The sequence below is a fragment of the Phyllobacterium chamaecytisi genome, from assembly GCF_020164455.1.
In the GTDB taxonomy this organism is placed as follows: Bacteria; Pseudomonadota; Alphaproteobacteria; order Rhizobiales; family Rhizobiaceae; genus Phyllobacterium; species Phyllobacterium chamaecytisi.
On sequence record NZ_JAIQWW010000022.1, the window covers coordinates 1 to 16,477 of the forward strand.

Sequence of the window (16,477 nt, forward strand, 5' to 3'; positions counted from 1 at the left end):
TCAATCGCACCTGGAGGATTCCAAAGCACGGGAGAAGCTGGCCAAGTATGAAGAGGCATTGGCGCGACTTTCGTGAATGGATGGATTCTCGCGTGGGAGAAGCGATATGCGTATTCGATGGGATGAAAAGCCCTCGCAACGGGGGTACGAGGGCTTTTCGGGTGGGCTTTCCAAAAGGAAGCACAGTCAGGAGGACAGTGTTTCAGATCCCCGCAATAAAATAAGACATGTCGCCCGCCCTTTCAGCGTCCTCGGAGCGCACATTGGCAGGCTGACAGCCCTACCGCTCCATTTGGAACATTTGTGTTCGTTAAAAGTTTCCGACCTGTACAGCACGGCAGAGCTCAGCTCTCGATTGACCGTGCTGACAACATCCTGAACCGAAAGGAACAGCCCATGCCTTCCATCAATGAAGCACGTATCCTTATTCTCGCAACCGATGGCTATGAGCGATCAGAGCTCCGGGTCCCCTACGACGAGTTGCGAAAGCGCGGTGCAGACGTCAAGATTGCATCCCCGAAAGCAGGTAGCATCAAGAGTTGGGACAAGAAAGATTGGGGCGATACCGTCGATGTGGACCTACTTGCCTCGGAAGCCTCGGTTGACGACTTCGACGCGCTGGTGCTGCCAGGCGGACAGATCAACCCGGATCTTTTGAGACGGGACGACAGCGCCATGCGCATCGTGAAAGACTTCCTGAACAGCGGCAAGACGGTTGCTGCAATTTGTCATGCGCCATGGCTTCTTGTCGAAGCCGATGCCCTCCGCGGTCGCGATGCGACGTCATACTCGTCGATTAAAACAGACGTTAAAAATGCCGGAGCGAATTGGAAGGACGAGGAAGTGGTGACTGACGAGGGTATTATCACCTCGCGCAGTCCGGACGATCTCCCGGCTTTTGTTTCAAAGATCGTGGAAGAGATCGAAGAAGGGACGCACAAGCGCCGCGCAGCGTGACGCGGCGATCACATCCAAGCTGCGGTGATCTCGGCACACCTACTTCGGGTGCAGCAGTGAAGCGAAGGCCGCTCTCTGCTGATCAGTTCTACGCGCTGATCAATGGGACGAACATCACGGAGTCGAGGTCCTCCGCCTCAAAGGTGGTTTCGCTTGTGCGCGTTAGTTTGCGAAGCGTCTGGCTCCATTCGTCATGGCCGACTGGCATCACCAGGCGACCACCGATGGTTAACTGCTCCTTCAGCGCCGGGGGCACCATTGGCCCGCCGGCCGCGACCAGAATGACATCGAAGGGTGCGGCCTCGGGCCATCCCTTCGTGCCGTCACCAATACGCAGATCGATATTGTCGTAGCCGAGATCCCGCAATCGCTTACTCGCAGATTCGCCAAGCGTGCGATGGCGTTCGATGGCAAACACACGCTTGGCGATCTGGCTGGCCACCGCCGCGGCATAGCCAGATCCTGCCCCCACATCGAGGACCATTTCACCGGGCCTCAGCGCCGCGGCCTCGATCATTCGTGCAACGATGTAGGGCTGTGAGATGGTCTGGCCCTCGCCTATGGATAAGGGGCTGTCTTCATAGGCAAGCTCTTCAAGTCGCGGATCGACAAAAGCTTCACGCGGCACACGGCGCATGGCGTGCAGAATATGAGGATCATTGATCCCGCGCCGGGCGATCTGGACATCGACCATTCGGTTCCGCGCACGGGAGAAATCACGCATTCCAAGCACTCCGGTAGCGGTGCATCCAGTTTCCAAACGTCGAACGAAGTCGATTGTTCCGGTTTCAGACGGGGGGCTTAAAAGCACGGCAGTGCCGATATTTGGCAACTCGTGGCGGCCTTCGGGCGTTGCATGCCCAGTATAAATGTCATTGAAGGTTATCATCTTGGTCGACCGTGGTTCCATGAGCAAGGAACGGAAACCGGGGGCGCTGGCCGCCTTTCCTTACGACCGCATGACCGTTGAACGATTTCGTGAAGCATTTCCGCGTGCACGATGGAACAACGACAAGCGAGCTTGGTTCGTGCCGGGTAAGACGGCTGTGCGTCGTCTGGACCGTTGGCTGGCACGCGAGGCTGACCAAGCGCTCCCGCACGCCGACGCCAAAGGCCGGGATGCTTATGCGTTTGAGCCGATCACCAGCGCTTATCTGGAAGCGGCCGACGATTTGCGTGTTAGAACACCCTATTCGAAGACTGTTATCGAGCAAATGCGGGCTATCCCATGGGCGCACTGGGACGAGGAATTGCGGGCGTGGCGCGTTCCGTTCCGATCTTATGAGGAACTGTTGCATCGGTGGACCACCATAGAGGCTGCCGCTCGCCGCAACGAGCCGGAGGAACGTAAGCGGCGGTTGGGGTTGCAGAGGAATTCGTCCACTTATAAGGCCGCTCAGCTTCGTTATGCCGAACGGCGACGCCGAAGATATCCCCTGCCTACCGAAGATCTGCCGCCACTCGAGCGTCCATTGATGACGGAGCGCTATGGCATCGTTGCTTTTACGGAGGTATCCGGGGAGTTGGTCGACCCTGCCTCGCTGGCGTTGTTTTACCCGCATGCTGCTCTCGGCATGTTCAACTACGTATGGGGCAGATGGCGAGCGCCGACGCTGGCGGAGCTCGTCGCAACGTGGCCTGCTCGTCGTGTGCCCGAGTTTTTGGAGCGTTCACGCGGATGGTGGCAGCCAACTTTGAGCGAGCTGCGATTGGCACGGCAACGGGCGCGGTCCGTCGAGCGCCGAAGGCAGCAGTCCGCTAGAATGACCCCGTAATTCTTCTGCATTCCTCGTAGCATGAGGGAAATACCGGCAGCGGTTTGCCTGCCGGGACACGAGAAGAAAGGCGGGACCATGATCCCGCCTCGTTGCTGTTCTGGTATTCGGCTGGGACGGCTTAACCTGCACTCAATTGATCGGCAGACATCTTGCCGGATCTGTTATCGCGCACCATTTCGTAGTTGATCTTCTGCCCGTCGTTCAGACTGCGCATTCCGGCGCGCTCGACGGCAGAAATATGGACGAAGACATCAGCGCCGCCATCGTCGGGCTGGATAAACCCGAAACCCTTGGTTGCATTGAACCATTTCACAGTACCTGTTGCCACGATGAATCCTCCCGCTAGCAAGTTCGAACAGTATCGTTATCGTTCGACGCATCCTGTATCAAGCCTTAGAGTCGGAAAGTATGATCTTGCAGTCCCTCCTCTCCTTGAAATCGCGTGTCTTCACCTTCATCGTATCGATGTGCTTATAGTGATTAAAGGCAGATCGAGATTGACGCCCTTATGGGCGGCAAAGATCGAATTCGCGTTTCCTGCAAACAGCGTACCGAACTCGAGTCAGTCGACGTTAATGAACCGATGTCCGACCAAATAGTGACGAGGGAATAGTGCAAGGATATGACTGTCCAAACGCCCTGACGGCAAAACCCAAACTCTGGCATAGGCGACTTTTGCCGAAAACGTTTCAGCAAACTCCTCCAGGCGAGTAACTCCTGTCGTGCATTGGTTCTTGTCATGGCACTGACTCGCGGTCGCAACTCGTCTGCAAAGGTGATAACCATTGCAGCACTCGGATAACGACCGATCAAGGAATGCTATGAGATCGACTTGCTGCCTTCTACTTGCCGCTGCCCTCGCCGCTTCGACCTCATGCACGACCCCAGACACGATCCCGGATATTCAAGGCAGTTCCTTTGTCGACAGCAATGTCGCGGCCAACTCTCTCCGGAACTCGGTATATGACCAGTGCGGATGGGCCGCGGAGCCTTCAAGTCTCAGAAACTTGGTACCAGGCATTACCGTAGGCCGAGACGGGTTTCAAAGGATAACCAATGCAATTTGCGCAGCGGCCCGGGGTACGCCGGCCCCAGCCTTACCGGGGGATTCCGTCACGGTTGAGATCGAGAGGACGCTGGTGCGCGGAAGGTTTCTCGAACCGGGCGAGGCATTTGCGGTTGCGCAAGACTGAGAGTCGAATCCATCCAACGGTACAGGACGCGTGCGTGCCGCCTTCCCAGTCACGGCAGAAACTCGCAACCAGACAACTAACGTGCGTCCCGGGCAGTCGCGCGATGAGAAGGATACTGGTCCAGCTCGGATGTTGCGTCATGACCGGCGGACTAAATCAGAAGGTTTATTTGACAGGATTTCGGTCTTAGCCCACTCTGATTTCTGTTGTATATCGGGATAATATTGCAACAGAGGCCCGGCGCTTTGGCCATCCTTCGATAAGACTGTCTCTCGCTGGGCTTCATTGCAACTTAATCTGCCCCTAGCGTATATTTAACAGCTGAAACCTGTGGGCCGGGGAGCAGGACGATTGTTTTGTGTATAGCAAGCCCGGGCCTTCATCGACATCACTATTATCATCGAAACCGCGATTGGTCCGGAACAAGGACGGAGCCCCTCTAAATTCGAGGTACCCGAGTTAATCCACCTCTGCATCTCAATTGGGTAGTTGCGTCCTGCCAGATTGTGTCTCATATCCACGGGTTTTGAGGGGATGCTGAATATGACGAAATACGCGGGCCTCACCGACTACCTTAAACTTAGGACGGAAGGTGAACTTACTCTGACATTCGATGAGATTGCTGACATCATCGACGGATATCTTCCGAAGTCTGCAGAGCAGTCCCAATATTGGGAAGACGCAGCCAAGATGTGCGCGGGGCACAAAGCATCACAAAAAGCTGGCTATAAGACATATCTCGTTCATGGGAACGACAAGGTGCGCTTCGTTCGAAGTTAAGTTTGTTGCGACTCCGATGCTAGGATGGTTGACAAAAATAAACTCACTTGTCTCCTGAGGAACTGAATTCGGCGTGAGGTGCGCTTCCGGACGAGGACACCAAGCCGGGGCTCATTTACGCCGTTGACGGTATAGGCTACGCGATAGGCTCTGTTTCATCTACGCTCGTGCCAGTTTGGAGGACTATTTTGTTTGGACATCTATCGATCGCGGCAGTCAGCGCCCTGATGCTTGCAAGCAGCGTGCAATCCACGCCTGAAGCGTCGATCGGCGCGGGCAACCCCTATCCCGTCAGCAACTACACGTGCGCGGACGGCACGCATCTGGCAGTGCGTCTCCTCGGCGATCGCGCTTCGGTATCCGTCAACGGCGCGACCGCGGTCGATCTGCCCTCCATGGGATCAGAAGGAACGACCTTTTCGAATGGCCGGCAGACGCTGAGCATCGTGCAGGGGCACCTGTCGTGGGGCGTTGGCCGAGCCATGCCGTCCGCATGCACCGGCGGTTGAGCGTTCTCGTCTTGCGGAACAGCGAGGTGTTCCGCCTATCGCCGAGACGGCCAACTGGTTGCCCGCGCTAGAGGGCGATTTCAATTTGACCTTGAGATCCTACCGCCCAACCTCGGTCTCGGACGGAACATACCGCTTGCCGGCCATAAAAGCGCACGGAATGAGTGCGTCATGGCCGAGGCAGGAACGCTCTAAAGTCAACGCTAATATGATTGCTTTTCAATAGCATAGATGACAATTGGTGGCTTTTGCTACCTAATTCCGCAGTTATTGCGCCGACGAGATCGCTGAGAATGTTTCGCGGCAAGGATCTGTGAAGGTGGTGATCGTCCTGACGTCGACATCGGGATTTCATGACGTGTCTTTTTCTTCTGGAACAAATTCTTCTTCTCAGGGTTGCATTTTCGACATTGTGTCACATGGAGAATTTGAAATGGAAAATGCCGAAATTGGTTGGATTGCCGCGATCATCATAGGTGGTCTTGCAGGCTGGTTTGCTGAGATGTTTATGAAAAGCAATACAGGCGTGATCATGAACATCATTTTGGGAATTGTCGGCGCCATCATAGCCAATGCGTTGCTATCGTTTTTTGGCGTTACCCTGACGGGGTGGTTGGGCTATTTGGTCGCCGGATTCATCGGCGCGTGTATTCTCATCGCTGTGGGCCGGATGTTTCGAGGAACCAGGGCCGTATGAAACAACCACAGCACTTGGCCCGGTTGCAGGAGATTGCGACGGGTTTACTTAGCGGGGCCGATCAGGCCACGGGTTTTTTCCAGAACAATACAGGATTGATCAATGCAAATCGACCCCACGTCCAATGAAGATGAATTCGAAAATGGAAGCGACACCTACCTGGTTGACCAGGTTCTTGAACAGCGCAAGAAAGACCCGGGCGAAGCAATATCGCAATACAAACCTATGTCGGATCAACTGGCGGCACTCCGGGCGGAGATTGGCCGTCTCGCCGAGTCGGCAAGTCTTATCGCTGAGGAAGCAAGCGCAATCGTGGCCCAAGCGCCAGCACGGTTACGTTCCGAGGGAGAAAGACAATTTCATAAGCGCCCTGTGATCTCACTGCTGGCAATCGGCATTTTGAGCTTCCGTCTTACCCGGGCGCTCCTTGGCAGGTCTTACAGGATGAGATGACCATCATGGAGGCACCCCCGCTTGAACGCAAGCTTGTTGCAATTCTGGCAGCTGATGTCGAAGGGTATTCGCGATTAATGCATCGGGATGAAGAGGCAGCTCTCGCAACACTATCGTCGCACCGTTCAATCATCGACGCTATAATCGTTCAGGGCCGTGGAGAAATCTCCGGTACGGCGGGCGACAGCGTTCTGGCAGAGTTCGCCAGCGTCGTCGATGCCGTTCATTCCGCCGTATCAATCCAGCAAGCCCTGACCAAAGCCAACGCCGCTTTACCCCAGGACCGGAGAATGATGTTGCGCATCGGCATTAATGTTGGCGATGTGATGGTGAAGGATGACGGGATATTTGGAGACGGTGTCAATGTTGCCGCTCGGCTCGAGGCAATGGCGGAGCCTGGTAGCATCTCCGTGACCAGAGGAGTGCGTGATCATCTGCGCGATAGGATGGACTATGAATTCGAAGACCTTGGAGAGCATACAGTTAAGAATATTACTCGGCCCGTCCGGGTGTTCCGTGTCAAGTTCGATCCGAACGCTACTTCCCCACTCCCGATATCGGAACCTGCTGATGGAAAGTCCAGTATTCAATTAACGGATATGGACGCCACTTCAGAAGGTCGCGGTGCCGATCCAGTCGAACTTGAATTTTGGAAATCGGTGGAATCGAGCGGTGATCACGAAGAGTATCGGGCGTATCTACAACAATATCCGGATGGCGACTTCACTGCTCTTGCGAAAACGCGTTTGGCAAAGCCGACTGCAGCCAAACCAGATGTGGCGGCTGACAGGGAGGTCGAGCTCGAATTCTGGGCTTCTATCAAAGATGGCGACGTCGCGGCCAGTTTTGAGGCCTATTTGGAGAAATACCCCGAGGGAGAGTTTAAGGCTCTCGCTGAAATCCGGTTGGCCGAGCTGTCTGGATTCCAAAATCAACGGGACAATGGATAATTTTCCTCGCTTTGGCATAATCCCCACAAGCGTTGTTACAAAGCCGACATTGAAAGGAGCAGGCAACCATTCACCTATGTCATCCTTCTCGTCCTGTTTGGGGTGGTCGTTCTGTTCACTGCTTGGTTGCCGATGCGGCTTAAGAACTTTTCGACGACGCCGTCATCATGATTTCATGGCGGAGGGCTCAGCTGATTGATGGCGTTTAGGCCCCCCACCTTTTAGCGATCGCCAGTGAAATACCGACGAGACACATGGTGAGCGGCACCCACCAAACGGGATCCCTTATGGTGAAAAGCGTGACGCTGCTGCTAACGAGCCAGAGCGTCGGGATAATGAACAACAGGAAGTCGTAGCGGTGCTCGGTTGATGCCAGAAACCCGATCGTCGCGATCGCGGTCGGATCGGGCATTATGCCGAAGACTTCCGCAGTTCCCAATCCCGACCTGCAATCAACGACAGGCCGGGATAGATCAGGACAGCCACTGCCATTACGATCAGCCCTGCGAAACCGCCCGCCAATGACGCTCCCGTTCTGCGCGGGATAACCTGAACGGCGAGCAAAAGGATCGCCTGAGCCACAAAGCCACAAGCGGCGTATGTGGCTGCCCAGTTGATGCTTGACAGACGCGACCAGAGATAGGCCCAACCGACTAGCAGCCAAAGCGCAGCCAGAACCGTCGCAACGATCCTACTCGCATTCGGCCGAGCACGCGCGAGCAAGCAAACGAGGCCTACACCCACCAGTAACATCAGAATCTGAAGTGGCCAAAGGGCGAGGTTATAGCTCTCGATCTGCCTGAAAAATACCCGAGGCGAAAACATAAAAAACTCGGAAGGCAATATGACCACCACTCCGTCACAAGGCATCCTCATTCGGGCGATTGACAGCCATTATAGGTTTTCCACGTCGTCGATGGTGCGTTTGCGCAAGGCCGGGTCCATGACGGTTCCCGTTGCCGCTTCCATGTTTTCCTGTACATGCGCCACGTTTGCGGTTGCGGGAATGGCGCACGTAACAGCCGGATGCGAGATGATGAATTTGAGCATCAGTTGCGCCCGGGTCTTCGCGCCGGTTTCGGAGACCCGGTCCGGCAAGGGATGATCCGCCATCTCCGCGATGAGGTCGCCCTGCCTGAAGGGCCGATTGACGATAACGGCGATCTTGCGCTCTGTGGCGAGCCGCAGGATGCGGTCCTCCACATCGCGGTCCAAGACATTGTAAGTTATCTGGACGAAATCGATCGGCTGCGACATCAGGATATCTTCGACTTCAGAGTGGCGGCGTCCCTCCGAGGTCGTGATGCCGACATATTTAAGCTGGCCAGCGTCCTTCATTTCGAACAGCGTCTGGAGATGCTCTTTCCAGCTTAGCAAATTGTGGACCTGAAGCAGCGTGAATTGAGGCACACCCCAAAAGCTTTGGGACTGCCTGATTTGCTCCCTGCCGGACTGCGGATCGCCGATCCAGACCTTGTCGGCGGAAAACAGCGTTTGGGGCCGCGACAGCTTTTCAAGCCCGTAACCGATCGTCTCCTGCGCCGAACCATACATTGGCGAGGAATCGATCAGCCTGCCTCCTGCAGCGAAGAAGGCCTGCATAACCGCAGTACATTCATCTCTGAGCTGTGTGTCATCCCCGACGTTGAAGGTGATCCAGCTTCCGAGGCCGACGACGGGAATTTCCTCTCCGGATGAAGGAATGGGCCTGGTCAAGACCGATGGCACCTGAGCAGACAGCCGGTCGGGAAAGCCCGCCAGAGCCCCGGAACCCGCTATTAGCGCAAGAGCTTCCCGCCGATTGATTGAGAATCGCCTCCCATCTTGTCTCCTCGCAAGTCGCGCCGGTTTGCCTCTTATTGGTGGAGTATCGGGTATCCGCCGCCACTTGAAAACCCATAGCTGGATGACCGTCACTCACATTGAATTGAAGCCATGATGCAGTCCCTAAGTCTTGTAGCGCTTCCGGCTTATGGCGCGGGATGATCAAATAATTTAGCTTCGGTCCGACAAGGCAGGATAGGTTTTCCGCAACATTTGAACACATTTGGTTCTGATTGCATCGATCCTAGATGCATGGTCAGTTCTCACTGGAATCAACGGCTGACGCGGCGAAGGACGCGAGATGCTGCAAGCAGGAGTTTTTCATGTCAAAGACTGCTCTCTACCTGGGCACGTTGTGTATCCTTCTATCCGTGGGCAGTCCATTTGCGCAAGAAATGCCTCAAGCCAAACAACCGGTCAGGGTGGGACTCTATGTGAGCCCGCCATTTGTCATACAGGAGAAGGACCATTTCACAGGAATGGCAGTCGAGCTTTGGGAGGCGCTTGCAAGAACACAAGGCCTTCAGACCGACTATCAACCGTTCCCGACGGTCCGCGCCCTGATCGACGCCACTGCGGATGGCGACATCGATGTTGCCGTCACCAATCTCACCATTACGCAAGGCCGGGCGCAGCGGATCGACTTCACCTATCCATGGTTCGACGCCGGACTGAGGATAATGGTCAACGAACATCAGGGCACGGGTTTTCTGGAGGTAGTAACAGGATTGAGGGACTCAGGATTCCTTCGCGCCTATGCATGGATTGCCTTTGTCGTTGCCGCGGCGACCGTACTGCTGACCCTCTTGGACCGAAGGTTTGCTCCCGACTTTCCACGGCGATGGCGTGACGGCATAGCAGAAAGCTTCTTCTCGGTCATGTCGATTGCTGCTGGCAAATCAACAGGCCGAAAGAATGTTTTTGGGTGGGTTGGGCGGATATGGCAGGGTTTGTGGCTCGTATGCGGGATTGCCGTGCTGGCATTTGTTACGTCCTCCGTGGCGACAGTAATGACCACGCTCTCGCTGACCAACCAAATCAACAGCCTTTCCGATCTTCCTGGCAAGGCTGTCGGGGTTTTCACCGGGAGTGTGTCGGAGGATTTTGCCCGTAACTCCGGGTTGGACTTGCATTTATTCCCGGACATTGACGCTGCCGTGGCGGCTTTACTCGACGGCAGCATCACAGCCATCATCGGCGATGCCCCGGTGCTGGAATATTATGCCCACAAACACCCCGAACAAAGGGTCGATGTCATCGGAGGCGTCTTCGAGCCGGACAAATACGGCTTCGGGCTTCCTCTCAACAGTCCCTCTACAAGGCGGCTGACCGTTGAACTCATAGGCGCTCATGAGCGTGGTCTCGTGGAGCAGCTGCACGCCAAATACTTTGGCGATTCACCCTAAATGGGGGCTGACCACCAGGCTCGCCCGACTGGCCAACCAGCGCGCGACCTGCCCCAGTGTTTTTATCGTTCTTGCCGTGAGAACAAAATAAGAACGTCGGATCAACTCGTCAAGGAGGAAACCGCGCGTGCGACACGCTTGCACACAACCGGGGATGGCTTATCATCAACCTTGCAACCAAACACCTTAATGCCGAAGTGACGGCCCGTGCCATGCCGATACCAAAGCCCCACCATCCAAGAACTCATCCCGAGCGGTTTGATTCATGTCAGTTGGCGATTGAGGACAAGCTGATAGAATTGATCGGCCACGCCTCGGATATGGGCTGGCACAGAGACGAAATACTGTCGGCCATCATCGCAATAGCCGACAACTTGTCCTTGGCCCGGCGTGACGATATCGCGCTCGCGATAGAAACGCAGTTATCGAAACTGATGAAGAAAAAGGATGTCTGAATTGGCTGACGCCAAAGCGCATCCCGCGCGCCTTATCGTTGTTGTCGCATTCAGCCGGGCAGACAATGGGCAGCTTGTACCTGCCTACGATCCGATGCAGTTCGAAACCCCAGAAGAGGCCACGCGAATGGCGCGCTATCTCGCGGTAAAATGCGCTGGCGTTTTGGCATGGGTTCGCGATGCACAGCCTGACGCGGGAGGCTACGGGCCTCCGACGATCCTGTTTCAATCTGGCGACGTACCGGAGTTGGAGTAGCCCTCAAGCGATCAAGATGACGTGGGAAGCAAACATTCAAAATCTCGTCAAAATTGGCGCGGTCAAAACCACCCAGCGCAATGAAGCTGTCATTCACCAGCGCCTGGCAGACGCCGAGGCATATTTAATGGACGCTCGACATGTTACGACCACTCAATCGCGCTTCCTGCTGGCCGTCGAAGGTGTGCGCCAGGTAAGTCTTGCGGTCCTCAACCACACCGGGATCAAAGTCATTCCCCACGCCCAGCACAAGATCGACGTGTCGCAGCTGGCTGCAATGATTACACAGCTTGAAACCGTCGTTCCGGCCGCGGCAAAGACCTTGGGAGACTTCCGGCATATCCGCATACAACGGAAAAGCATGTCACCTGCCCCACCAATCTCGGTGGAACAGGCAGCCAAGGCAGTGGATATGCTGGAACAGCTTCTCGCCCGCGCCCAGATTCTAACAAATGTCGGTAAAAACGCTTAGGGGATATAACCAGAGTTTGGTAGCGATTGGATGCTACTTGTTGATCGAGGTAACCGCCAAGTTTGTAAGCTTGTTGTTGGCCGCCTTTTCCTGGTCGAGGATTTCACTCAGCAGTACGTGAGCTGGTTCATTTCCGAGAACCTTTGCCCATTCGCGCAGAGAGCCATAACGGGCTATTTCATAATGTTCGACGGCTTGGCAGGCGGCTAGTGCACCAGCTTCCAAGGCAACACCTTGCGCTTCGGCAAGAATACCCACCGCCTCTTTTAAAATACCATCCGTAGCATCGCATTTCTCGCCTGCAGGTTTGACGCCGATAGTCTTGAAAACCTTTTCCAAGGTTTTGATCTGGCCTTTAGTTTCTGCAAGGTGCTCCAGGCTCATTTTCAACGCTGCATTTTTTACCGCGCTCGATACTTTTGGAAGGGCCTTTGCGATAGCATCTCGGCATAATAAACATCTTTTAGAGTGTGCTCGAACAGCTCAGCGAGTGTCTTCATAATTTGGTGCTCCAATTGAAATCGGCACCTCAACAACTCGCAGTTACATTTATCGTTCCGGCTTCAAATAGTTTGCCCCTTGTCCGGCTCCTGTTGTTCGTCTTCTGCTGTACCGAGCCGCATCAAACGGCCCTCAGACTGTTTGCCCATCGCCGGAGCAGCATATGGCCCGGCGGCAAACACCGCGGCCACCCCTCGCCACAGCCGTCAAAGACGAGAAGGCCTTTTGTTGTTTGGCGGTCGCCTGCCGTCAGCGCGACCACCCCTTAGTTCGAATAATTTGTGCAGTGCAGCAACGATTGCTTTCGAGACGCGTTAGCCGTGTATCAGCGCCATCCCGTCGTTGACCAATGAGGACGCTGTCATGAGGAATATTGCCGATACGATCAACCGCCTGAATGGTCAGCGCAGCCTGGCCAAGCCGACCTGGACGAAGTCGAACACGCGTTTATGCATGTTGCCCGACTTCGGTTCAAATCCAGGCGACCTGCTCGCATGGACGTATATTCCGAAGACGTTCCGGCCTGGATCGCCACTTGTGGTTGTCCTTCATGGCTGCACACAAACGGCAGCCGACTATAGCGACGGCTCAGGATGGTCTGAGCTGGCCGATAAATACGGATTTGCCTTGCTATTTGCCGAACAGCAACGGAAAAATAATCCGAACCTTTGCTTCAATTGGTTTGCCACTGAAGACACGACTCGAGGCCAAGGAGAGGTATGTTCAATCAGCCAGATGATTGAAGTCCTAATGGACAGGCTTTCCATAGACCCGGCAAAGATCTATGTGACTGGCTTATCAGCAGGCGGTGCGATGGCCGCGGCCATGCTTGCCACTTATCCCGAGATGTTCAAAGGAGGCGCAATCATTGCAGGTTTGCCGTACGGCAGCGCGTCAAGCATCCCCGAGGCATTCGACCGAATGCGTGGCCACGGCTTGCAGGAAGGCCGCGTTCTCGCTGATCGGGTCCGGCGCGCATCCGATCACCAAGGACCATGGCCCTCCATTGCCGTTTGGCACGGCACCGCCGATAGAACCGTCGATCCACTCAACATGGAAGCAATCCTTGGACAATGGCGCAACCTGCACGAATTCCATCAAGCTCCGATTGCGGGAATGGTGAATGGCCATCCCATGCGCAAATGGAGCGACACAGGAGGTACCACCGTAGTTGAAGCGTACACAATCAATGGAATGGGCCACGGCACTCCACTTCAGAGAGTGGGTGCAGACAGTTACGGGTCTCCCCGTCCGTTCATGCTTGATGTCGGCATCTCATCCACTTGGCATATCGCCAATTCCTGGGGACTCCTTGGCAATGAGCGAACGCTTGTCGTTGAGCAGGAAGCGAGTGCCGCCTCTCAACCTGAGCGGGAAGCTCCACGACATGCCAACCGATCGGTCAGCGATGTGATCGAAGATGCTCTGCGCACAGCTGGATTGCTGAAGTGACGATATCCTGTCCTCTTTTGGATGAGAGGACAATGCGTCTAGATACAGCGGTGCACCAGTCGGCTGACTCTACGCTATCTAATATTTCAGATTATTTGGGTCGTGGAGAACAAAATATTCAGTTGCGAGTTCGTTCCAAAGAAGGATGAACGAGAGCCTTTGGATCCAGCGTTTGGCGCTTCTGCTCAATAAGGTCTTCGAACTTCTCGTCACCTTAAGCGTTGTGGTAGGCCGCCGCTATCTACAGGAGTACGCTTATTAACACCTATGTTGTCCTCCTCGCACTGCTTGGCGTGGTCGTTCTGTTCACCGCTTGGCTGCCTATGCTGCTCAAGGACTTTCCTCTGTCATTGCCTATGATATGCATTGCCTTCGGAACATTGTTTGTATGGACACCTCTTTCGACAATCGTCGGTTCCAATCCCCTCGACAGTCGCTACATGACCGAGAAGGTGACGGAATTCGCCGTTATCATTTCACTGATGGGGGCAGGTCTGAAGATCGATAGACCTTTGGGATGGCGGAGCTGGATGACAACGTGGCGGCTTCTCGCCATCTCAATGCCGCTGACGATTGCTGCCATTGCTGCTCTCGGCTGGAGCATCCTTGGACTTGGATTGGCGTCGGCCCTCTTGCTTGGATCTGCCTTAGCCCCGACGGACCCGGTCCTTGCCAGTGACGTTCAGGTTGGACCGCCGCAATCGGGCGAAGATGGAGAAGTTCGGTTCTCGCTAACGTCGGAAGCCGGCCTCAATGATGGTCTGAGCTTTCCCTTCGTGCATTTGGCCATCGCCTTGGCACTGGCAACGCAAGCTGGCAATCCGTGGTTGCAGAATTGGCTCCTGTTCGATGTGTTGTGGCGGCTCGGCGCAGGTGTTTGTTTGGGATGGCTGACTGGGAAGCTTTTGGGCATCTTGACCTTTCGCCTTCCAAAACGAGCAAAACTCGCGCGCACTGGCGACGGATTTGTTGCGCTGGGTATCACTTGCCTGAGCTACGGTCTGATCGAGATGGCCCATGGCTACGGTTTTGTTGGCGTGTTTGTCACGGCCCTGACGCTTAGGGCGGCTGAACGCGGAAGCGACTATCACACAAACTTGCACGATTTTGCTGAACAGATTGAACGGCTTTTGATGATGGTCGTGCTTGTGTGTTTTGGAGCAGCCATCGCAGAGGGAACAGTTTTCCGAGCGTTCGACTGGAGAGTAGCTGCAGTCGCACTCACAATTATCTTCCTTGTTCGTCCAGCCGCGGGTTGGCTCGGCTTGATTGGAAGCCCGATTCCGGGGAGGGAAAAGGCGGTCATTGCAATCTTCGGCATTCGGGGTTTGGGGTCGTTCTACTACATGGCCTATGCGACTGGTCATGCCGCATTCGCCAAAACCGATGTCCTGTGGGCCACCGTTTCGCTGGTCGTTTTGGTGTCCATCATCCTTCACGGCATCGTCGTGACGCCAGTCATGCGACGTCTAGATCGCCGGCAAAAGTCAGCTGCAAATGCTTTATGACGTCGGAGGAATGTGCATGATCCCGCTATACCAAAGCATTCTAAAAAAGAAGCCAAGCCGCAGACATCCGCGACCTGGCTTTTCCCAATCCAACATGCTCAAGAAAAACTAGAACTCCATCTCGACAGGCATAGTGTTTACGCCATCGGACGGTAGTCGCGGGCTCGCTCACGCTCCCGCACCAGTTCTTCTTCGGTGAAGTCAGCGCTGTTTTCATCAAAGCCCTGCCAACCTTCCTCTCGATACATGGCGCGTCGTGTATTCAGGTCAACGGGAGCATTTTCATCGATGACCGAACGGGCAATATCAACCTGATCATCCTCGACGCGCGCCGAAACCAACGTGCTGCCTCTTCGGACACCTTCTGCATAAACGTGAGCGTCGTTTTCATCGACGCCTGCACTCGTCATTGAGCCGATTATTCCGCCTGCAGCACCACCAGCAACAGCGCCTGCAACCGCACCCGTTGCGGTAGCGACAAGCCAGCCCGCGGCGACGACTGGTCCGACGCCCGGGATTGCCAGCATGCCAAGGCCCGCCAGGAGCCCGCCTGCGCCGCCCATGACGGCACCGACGCCAGCCCCGGTTGCTGCACCCTCGCCTGCGTTGGATTCATCCGTTTTGCCACTGCGGCTGACGATGCTGATATTGGACGAGGAAATCCCTGCATCCTCAAGCGCGTTGACAGCGGTTTTGGCATCTTCGTGATTGTCATATAGTCCTGTTACGGTTTGCATAGTTCCTCCTGTTTATTGCCCGCTGAAAAAATTATTTGGCGGCTTCGACAACGTTGCCTTGGAAATCGAGTTTTACCTCGACCGATTTGCCGTCTTTCATCGCGGTGCCCGTCCAGACGCCATCTTCACCCTTGGTCAAAGGACCGACGTCGGCGTAACCCTTGGCTTCGATGCGTTCCCTTGCCTGGCCCTCGGTGAAACTGTTGGCCCCTTCAACTGGGGCTGCCGGATTTTTTGTATCTGGAGTCGCGACGGCAGGCGTTTGGGTATCAGTTGCAGGTTTTGTTGCCTCTTGGGCGTGGGCCGCGGAGAGGATAGAGAGAGCGCCGAGCGCGAGAGCTATACGTTTCATGGTGCCTCCTTATGTGATCGATGATCGATCAGTGGAGTGACAACCCGCCGTTGCTCCCAATGTTCCCGTACTATGCGCAATGCGCCCGAAGTTTATTTTTACTCGTGCATGGGACCAGACGGCGGTGAGCAAATCTCGCCCAACTGCGATGGGCTAAATCTTCTCCCCCGCTTTCGAAACCGATATGCAATCGGAAC

Annotated in this window: 19 protein-coding genes and 2 pseudogenes; 13 read left to right on the forward strand and 8 right to left on the reverse strand. The window is 55.2% G+C overall.

All coding sequences use genetic code 11. From position 1 onward, the window contains the following. Positions 1 to 396 precede the first annotated feature (396 nt). The gene (locus LB462_RS25705) at positions 397 to 957 is read left to right on the forward strand and encodes a type 1 glutamine amidotransferase domain-containing protein (protein WP_224513971.1); all 561 of its coding nucleotides are present in this window, start codon (positions 397 to 399) and stop codon (positions 955 to 957) included. A gap of 97 nt (positions 958 to 1,054) precedes the next feature. On the opposite strand, the pseudogene LB462_RS25710 reads toward LB462_RS25705, so the two are convergent. Then, a pseudogene (locus LB462_RS25710) lies at positions 1,055 to 1,681 on the reverse strand (protein-L-isoaspartate(D-aspartate) O-methyltransferase); the annotation flags it as partial. A gap of 145 nt (positions 1,682 to 1,826) precedes the next feature. Between LB462_RS25710 and LB462_RS25715 the strand changes: the two are divergent. Next, the gene (locus LB462_RS25715; RefSeq protein ID WP_224513973.1) at positions 1,827 to 2,732 is read left to right on the forward strand and encodes a hypothetical protein; all 906 of its coding nucleotides are present in this window, start codon (positions 1,827 to 1,829) and stop codon (positions 2,730 to 2,732) included. 121 nt (positions 2,733 to 2,853) lie between these two features. Here LB462_RS25715 and LB462_RS25720 read toward each other — a convergent pair whose 3' ends face one another. Next, positions 2,854 to 3,063: a cold-shock protein gene (locus tag LB462_RS25720; protein WP_183663394.1), complete on the reverse strand. Its 210-nt coding sequence runs from the start codon at positions 3,061 to 3,063 to the stop codon at positions 2,854 to 2,856. A gap of 1,408 nt (positions 3,064 to 4,471) precedes the next feature. Here LB462_RS25720 and LB462_RS25725 point away from each other — a divergent pair. The 5 genes from LB462_RS25725 to LB462_RS25745 all read left to right on the forward strand — a co-directional run bounded on the left by LB462_RS25725 (position 4,472) and on the right by LB462_RS25745 (position 7,317). Further along, complete coding sequence (locus LB462_RS25725) at positions 4,472 to 4,708, forward strand: DUF7662 domain-containing protein (RefSeq protein ID WP_224513974.1); 237 nt, start codon at positions 4,472 to 4,474, stop codon at positions 4,706 to 4,708. A gap of 188 nt (positions 4,709 to 4,896) precedes the next feature. Further along, positions 4,897 to 5,217 (forward strand): hypothetical protein, encoded by a 321-nt coding sequence (locus tag LB462_RS25730; protein ID WP_224513976.1) that lies wholly within the window; start codon positions 4,897 to 4,899, stop codon positions 5,215 to 5,217. A gap of 433 nt (positions 5,218 to 5,650) precedes the next feature. Beyond that, entirely contained in the window at positions 5,651 to 5,914 is a 264-nt protein-coding gene (locus LB462_RS25735) for a GlsB/YeaQ/YmgE family stress response membrane protein (RefSeq protein ID WP_224513978.1), read from the forward strand. Between the two features lie 102 nt (positions 5,915 to 6,016). Continuing rightward, a complete protein-coding gene (locus LB462_RS25740; RefSeq protein WP_224513980.1) occupies positions 6,017 to 6,367 on the forward strand; it encodes a hypothetical protein in 351 nt (116 codons plus the stop codon). Continuing rightward, a complete protein-coding gene (locus LB462_RS25745) occupies positions 6,364 to 7,317 on the forward strand; it encodes an adenylate/guanylate cyclase domain-containing protein (RefSeq protein ID WP_224513982.1) in 954 nt (317 codons plus the stop codon). Before LB462_RS25740 ends, LB462_RS25745 begins: the two co-directional genes overlap by 4 nt. Before the next feature lie 205 nt (positions 7,318 to 7,522). On the opposite strand, the gene LB462_RS31265 is transcribed toward LB462_RS25745, so the two are convergent. The 3 genes from LB462_RS31265 to LB462_RS25755 form a co-directional block, all read right to left on the reverse strand. Further along, positions 7,523 to 7,729: a hypothetical protein gene (locus LB462_RS31265; protein ID WP_255627736.1), complete on the reverse strand. Its 207-nt coding sequence runs from the start codon at positions 7,727 to 7,729 to the stop codon at positions 7,523 to 7,525. Beyond that, the gene (locus LB462_RS25750) at positions 7,729 to 8,142 is read right to left on the reverse strand and encodes a DUF6064 family protein (protein ID WP_255627739.1); all 414 of its coding nucleotides are present in this window, start codon (positions 8,140 to 8,142) and stop codon (positions 7,729 to 7,731) included. Before LB462_RS25750 ends, LB462_RS31265 begins: the two co-directional genes overlap by 1 nt. A 69-nt stretch (positions 8,143 to 8,211) precedes the next feature. Further along, positions 8,212 to 9,078, reverse strand: coding sequence for an aldo/keto reductase (locus LB462_RS25755; protein WP_224514185.1), 867 nt, complete (start codon positions 9,076 to 9,078; stop codon positions 8,212 to 8,214). Between the two features lie 386 nt (positions 9,079 to 9,464). Here LB462_RS25755 and LB462_RS25760 point away from each other — a divergent pair, with 386 nt between their 5' ends. The 4 genes from LB462_RS25760 (at position 9,465) to LB462_RS25775 (ending at position 11,730) form a co-directional block, all read left to right on the forward strand. Continuing rightward, positions 9,465 to 10,547, forward strand: a complete 1,083-nt coding sequence (locus LB462_RS25760; RefSeq protein ID WP_224513984.1) for a transporter substrate-binding domain-containing protein — start codon at positions 9,465 to 9,467, stop codon at positions 10,545 to 10,547. A 272-nt stretch (positions 10,548 to 10,819) separates the two neighbouring features. Next, the gene (locus LB462_RS25765; protein WP_224513985.1) at positions 10,820 to 11,002 is read left to right on the forward strand and encodes a hypothetical protein; all 183 of its coding nucleotides are present in this window, start codon (positions 10,820 to 10,822) and stop codon (positions 11,000 to 11,002) included. Continuing rightward, entirely contained in the window at positions 10,995 to 11,258 is a 264-nt protein-coding gene (locus LB462_RS25770; RefSeq protein ID WP_224513987.1) for a hypothetical protein, read from the forward strand. The genes LB462_RS25765 and LB462_RS25770 overlap by 8 nt, the downstream gene beginning before the upstream one ends. Before the next feature lie 16 nt (positions 11,259 to 11,274). Further along, complete coding sequence (locus tag LB462_RS25775; RefSeq protein WP_224513989.1) at positions 11,275 to 11,730, forward strand: hypothetical protein; 456 nt, start codon at positions 11,275 to 11,277, stop codon at positions 11,728 to 11,730. 33 nt (positions 11,731 to 11,763) lie between these two features. Here LB462_RS25775 and LB462_RS25780 read toward each other — a convergent pair. Further along, positions 11,764 to 12,230, reverse strand: a pseudogene (locus tag LB462_RS25780) (YciE/YciF ferroxidase family protein). A gap of 364 nt (positions 12,231 to 12,594) precedes the next feature. On the opposite strand from LB462_RS25780, the gene LB462_RS25785 reads away from it, so the two are divergent. Further along, a complete protein-coding gene (locus LB462_RS25785) occupies positions 12,595 to 13,683 on the forward strand; it encodes an extracellular catalytic domain type 1 short-chain-length polyhydroxyalkanoate depolymerase (protein ID WP_224513991.1) in 1,089 nt (362 codons plus the stop codon). Between the two features lie 293 nt (positions 13,684 to 13,976). Then, positions 13,977 to 15,191 (forward strand): cation:proton antiporter, encoded by a 1,215-nt coding sequence (locus LB462_RS25790; RefSeq protein WP_370637301.1) that lies wholly within the window; start codon positions 13,977 to 13,979, stop codon positions 15,189 to 15,191. A 137-nt stretch (positions 15,192 to 15,328) separates the two neighbouring features. On the opposite strand, the gene LB462_RS25795 is transcribed toward LB462_RS25790, so the two are convergent. Continuing rightward, a complete protein-coding gene (locus LB462_RS25795) occupies positions 15,329 to 15,928 on the reverse strand; it encodes a general stress protein (RefSeq protein WP_224513992.1) in 600 nt (199 codons plus the stop codon). A 31-nt stretch (positions 15,929 to 15,959) separates the two neighbouring features. Beyond that, positions 15,960 to 16,280, reverse strand: a complete 321-nt coding sequence (locus tag LB462_RS25800) for a PepSY domain-containing protein (RefSeq protein ID WP_224513994.1) — start codon at positions 16,278 to 16,280, stop codon at positions 15,960 to 15,962. Between the last annotated feature and the right edge of the window lie 197 nt (positions 16,281 to 16,477).

Excerpts from the sequence above, each read along its gene's own strand:
- LB462_RS25705 (WP_224513971.1), top strand. The coding sequence starts at position 397 with ATGCCTTCCATCAATGAAGCACGTATCCTTATTCTCGCAACCGATGGC.
- LB462_RS25715 (WP_224513973.1), top strand. The coding sequence starts at position 1,827 with ATGTCATTGAAGGTTATCATCTTGGTCGACCGTGGTTCCATGAGCAAG.
- LB462_RS25725 (WP_224513974.1), top strand. The coding sequence starts at position 4,472 with ATGACGAAATACGCGGGCCTCACCGACTACCTTAAACTTAGGACGGAA.
- LB462_RS25735 (WP_224513978.1), top strand. The coding sequence starts at position 5,651 with ATGGAAAATGCCGAAATTGGTTGGATTGCCGCGATCATCATAGGTGGT.
- LB462_RS25740 (WP_224513980.1), top strand. The coding sequence starts at position 6,017 with ATGCAAATCGACCCCACGTCCAATGAAGATGAATTCGAAAATGGAAGC.
- LB462_RS25745 (WP_224513982.1), top strand. The coding sequence starts at position 6,364 with ATGACCATCATGGAGGCACCCCCGCTTGAACGCAAGCTTGTTGCAATT.
- LB462_RS31265 (WP_255627736.1), bottom strand. The coding sequence starts at position 7,729 with ATGCCCGATCCGACCGCGATCGCGACGATCGGGTTTCTGGCATCAACC.
- LB462_RS25750 (WP_255627739.1), bottom strand. The coding sequence starts at position 8,142 with ATGTTTTCGCCTCGGGTATTTTTCAGGCAGATCGAGAGCTATAACCTC.
- LB462_RS25760 (WP_224513984.1), top strand. The coding sequence starts at position 9,465 with ATGTCAAAGACTGCTCTCTACCTGGGCACGTTGTGTATCCTTCTATCC.
- LB462_RS25770 (WP_224513987.1), top strand. The coding sequence starts at position 10,995 with ATGTCTGAATTGGCTGACGCCAAAGCGCATCCCGCGCGCCTTATCGTT.
- LB462_RS25775 (WP_224513989.1), top strand. The coding sequence starts at position 11,275 with ATGACGTGGGAAGCAAACATTCAAAATCTCGTCAAAATTGGCGCGGTC.
- LB462_RS25785 (WP_224513991.1), top strand. The coding sequence starts at position 12,595 with ATGAGGAATATTGCCGATACGATCAACCGCCTGAATGGTCAGCGCAGC.
- LB462_RS25795 (WP_224513992.1), bottom strand. The coding sequence starts at position 15,928 with ATGCAAACCGTAACAGGACTATATGACAATCACGAAGATGCCAAAACC.
- LB462_RS25800 (WP_224513994.1), bottom strand. The coding sequence starts at position 16,280 with ATGAAACGTATAGCTCTCGCGCTCGGCGCTCTCTCTATCCTCTCCGCG.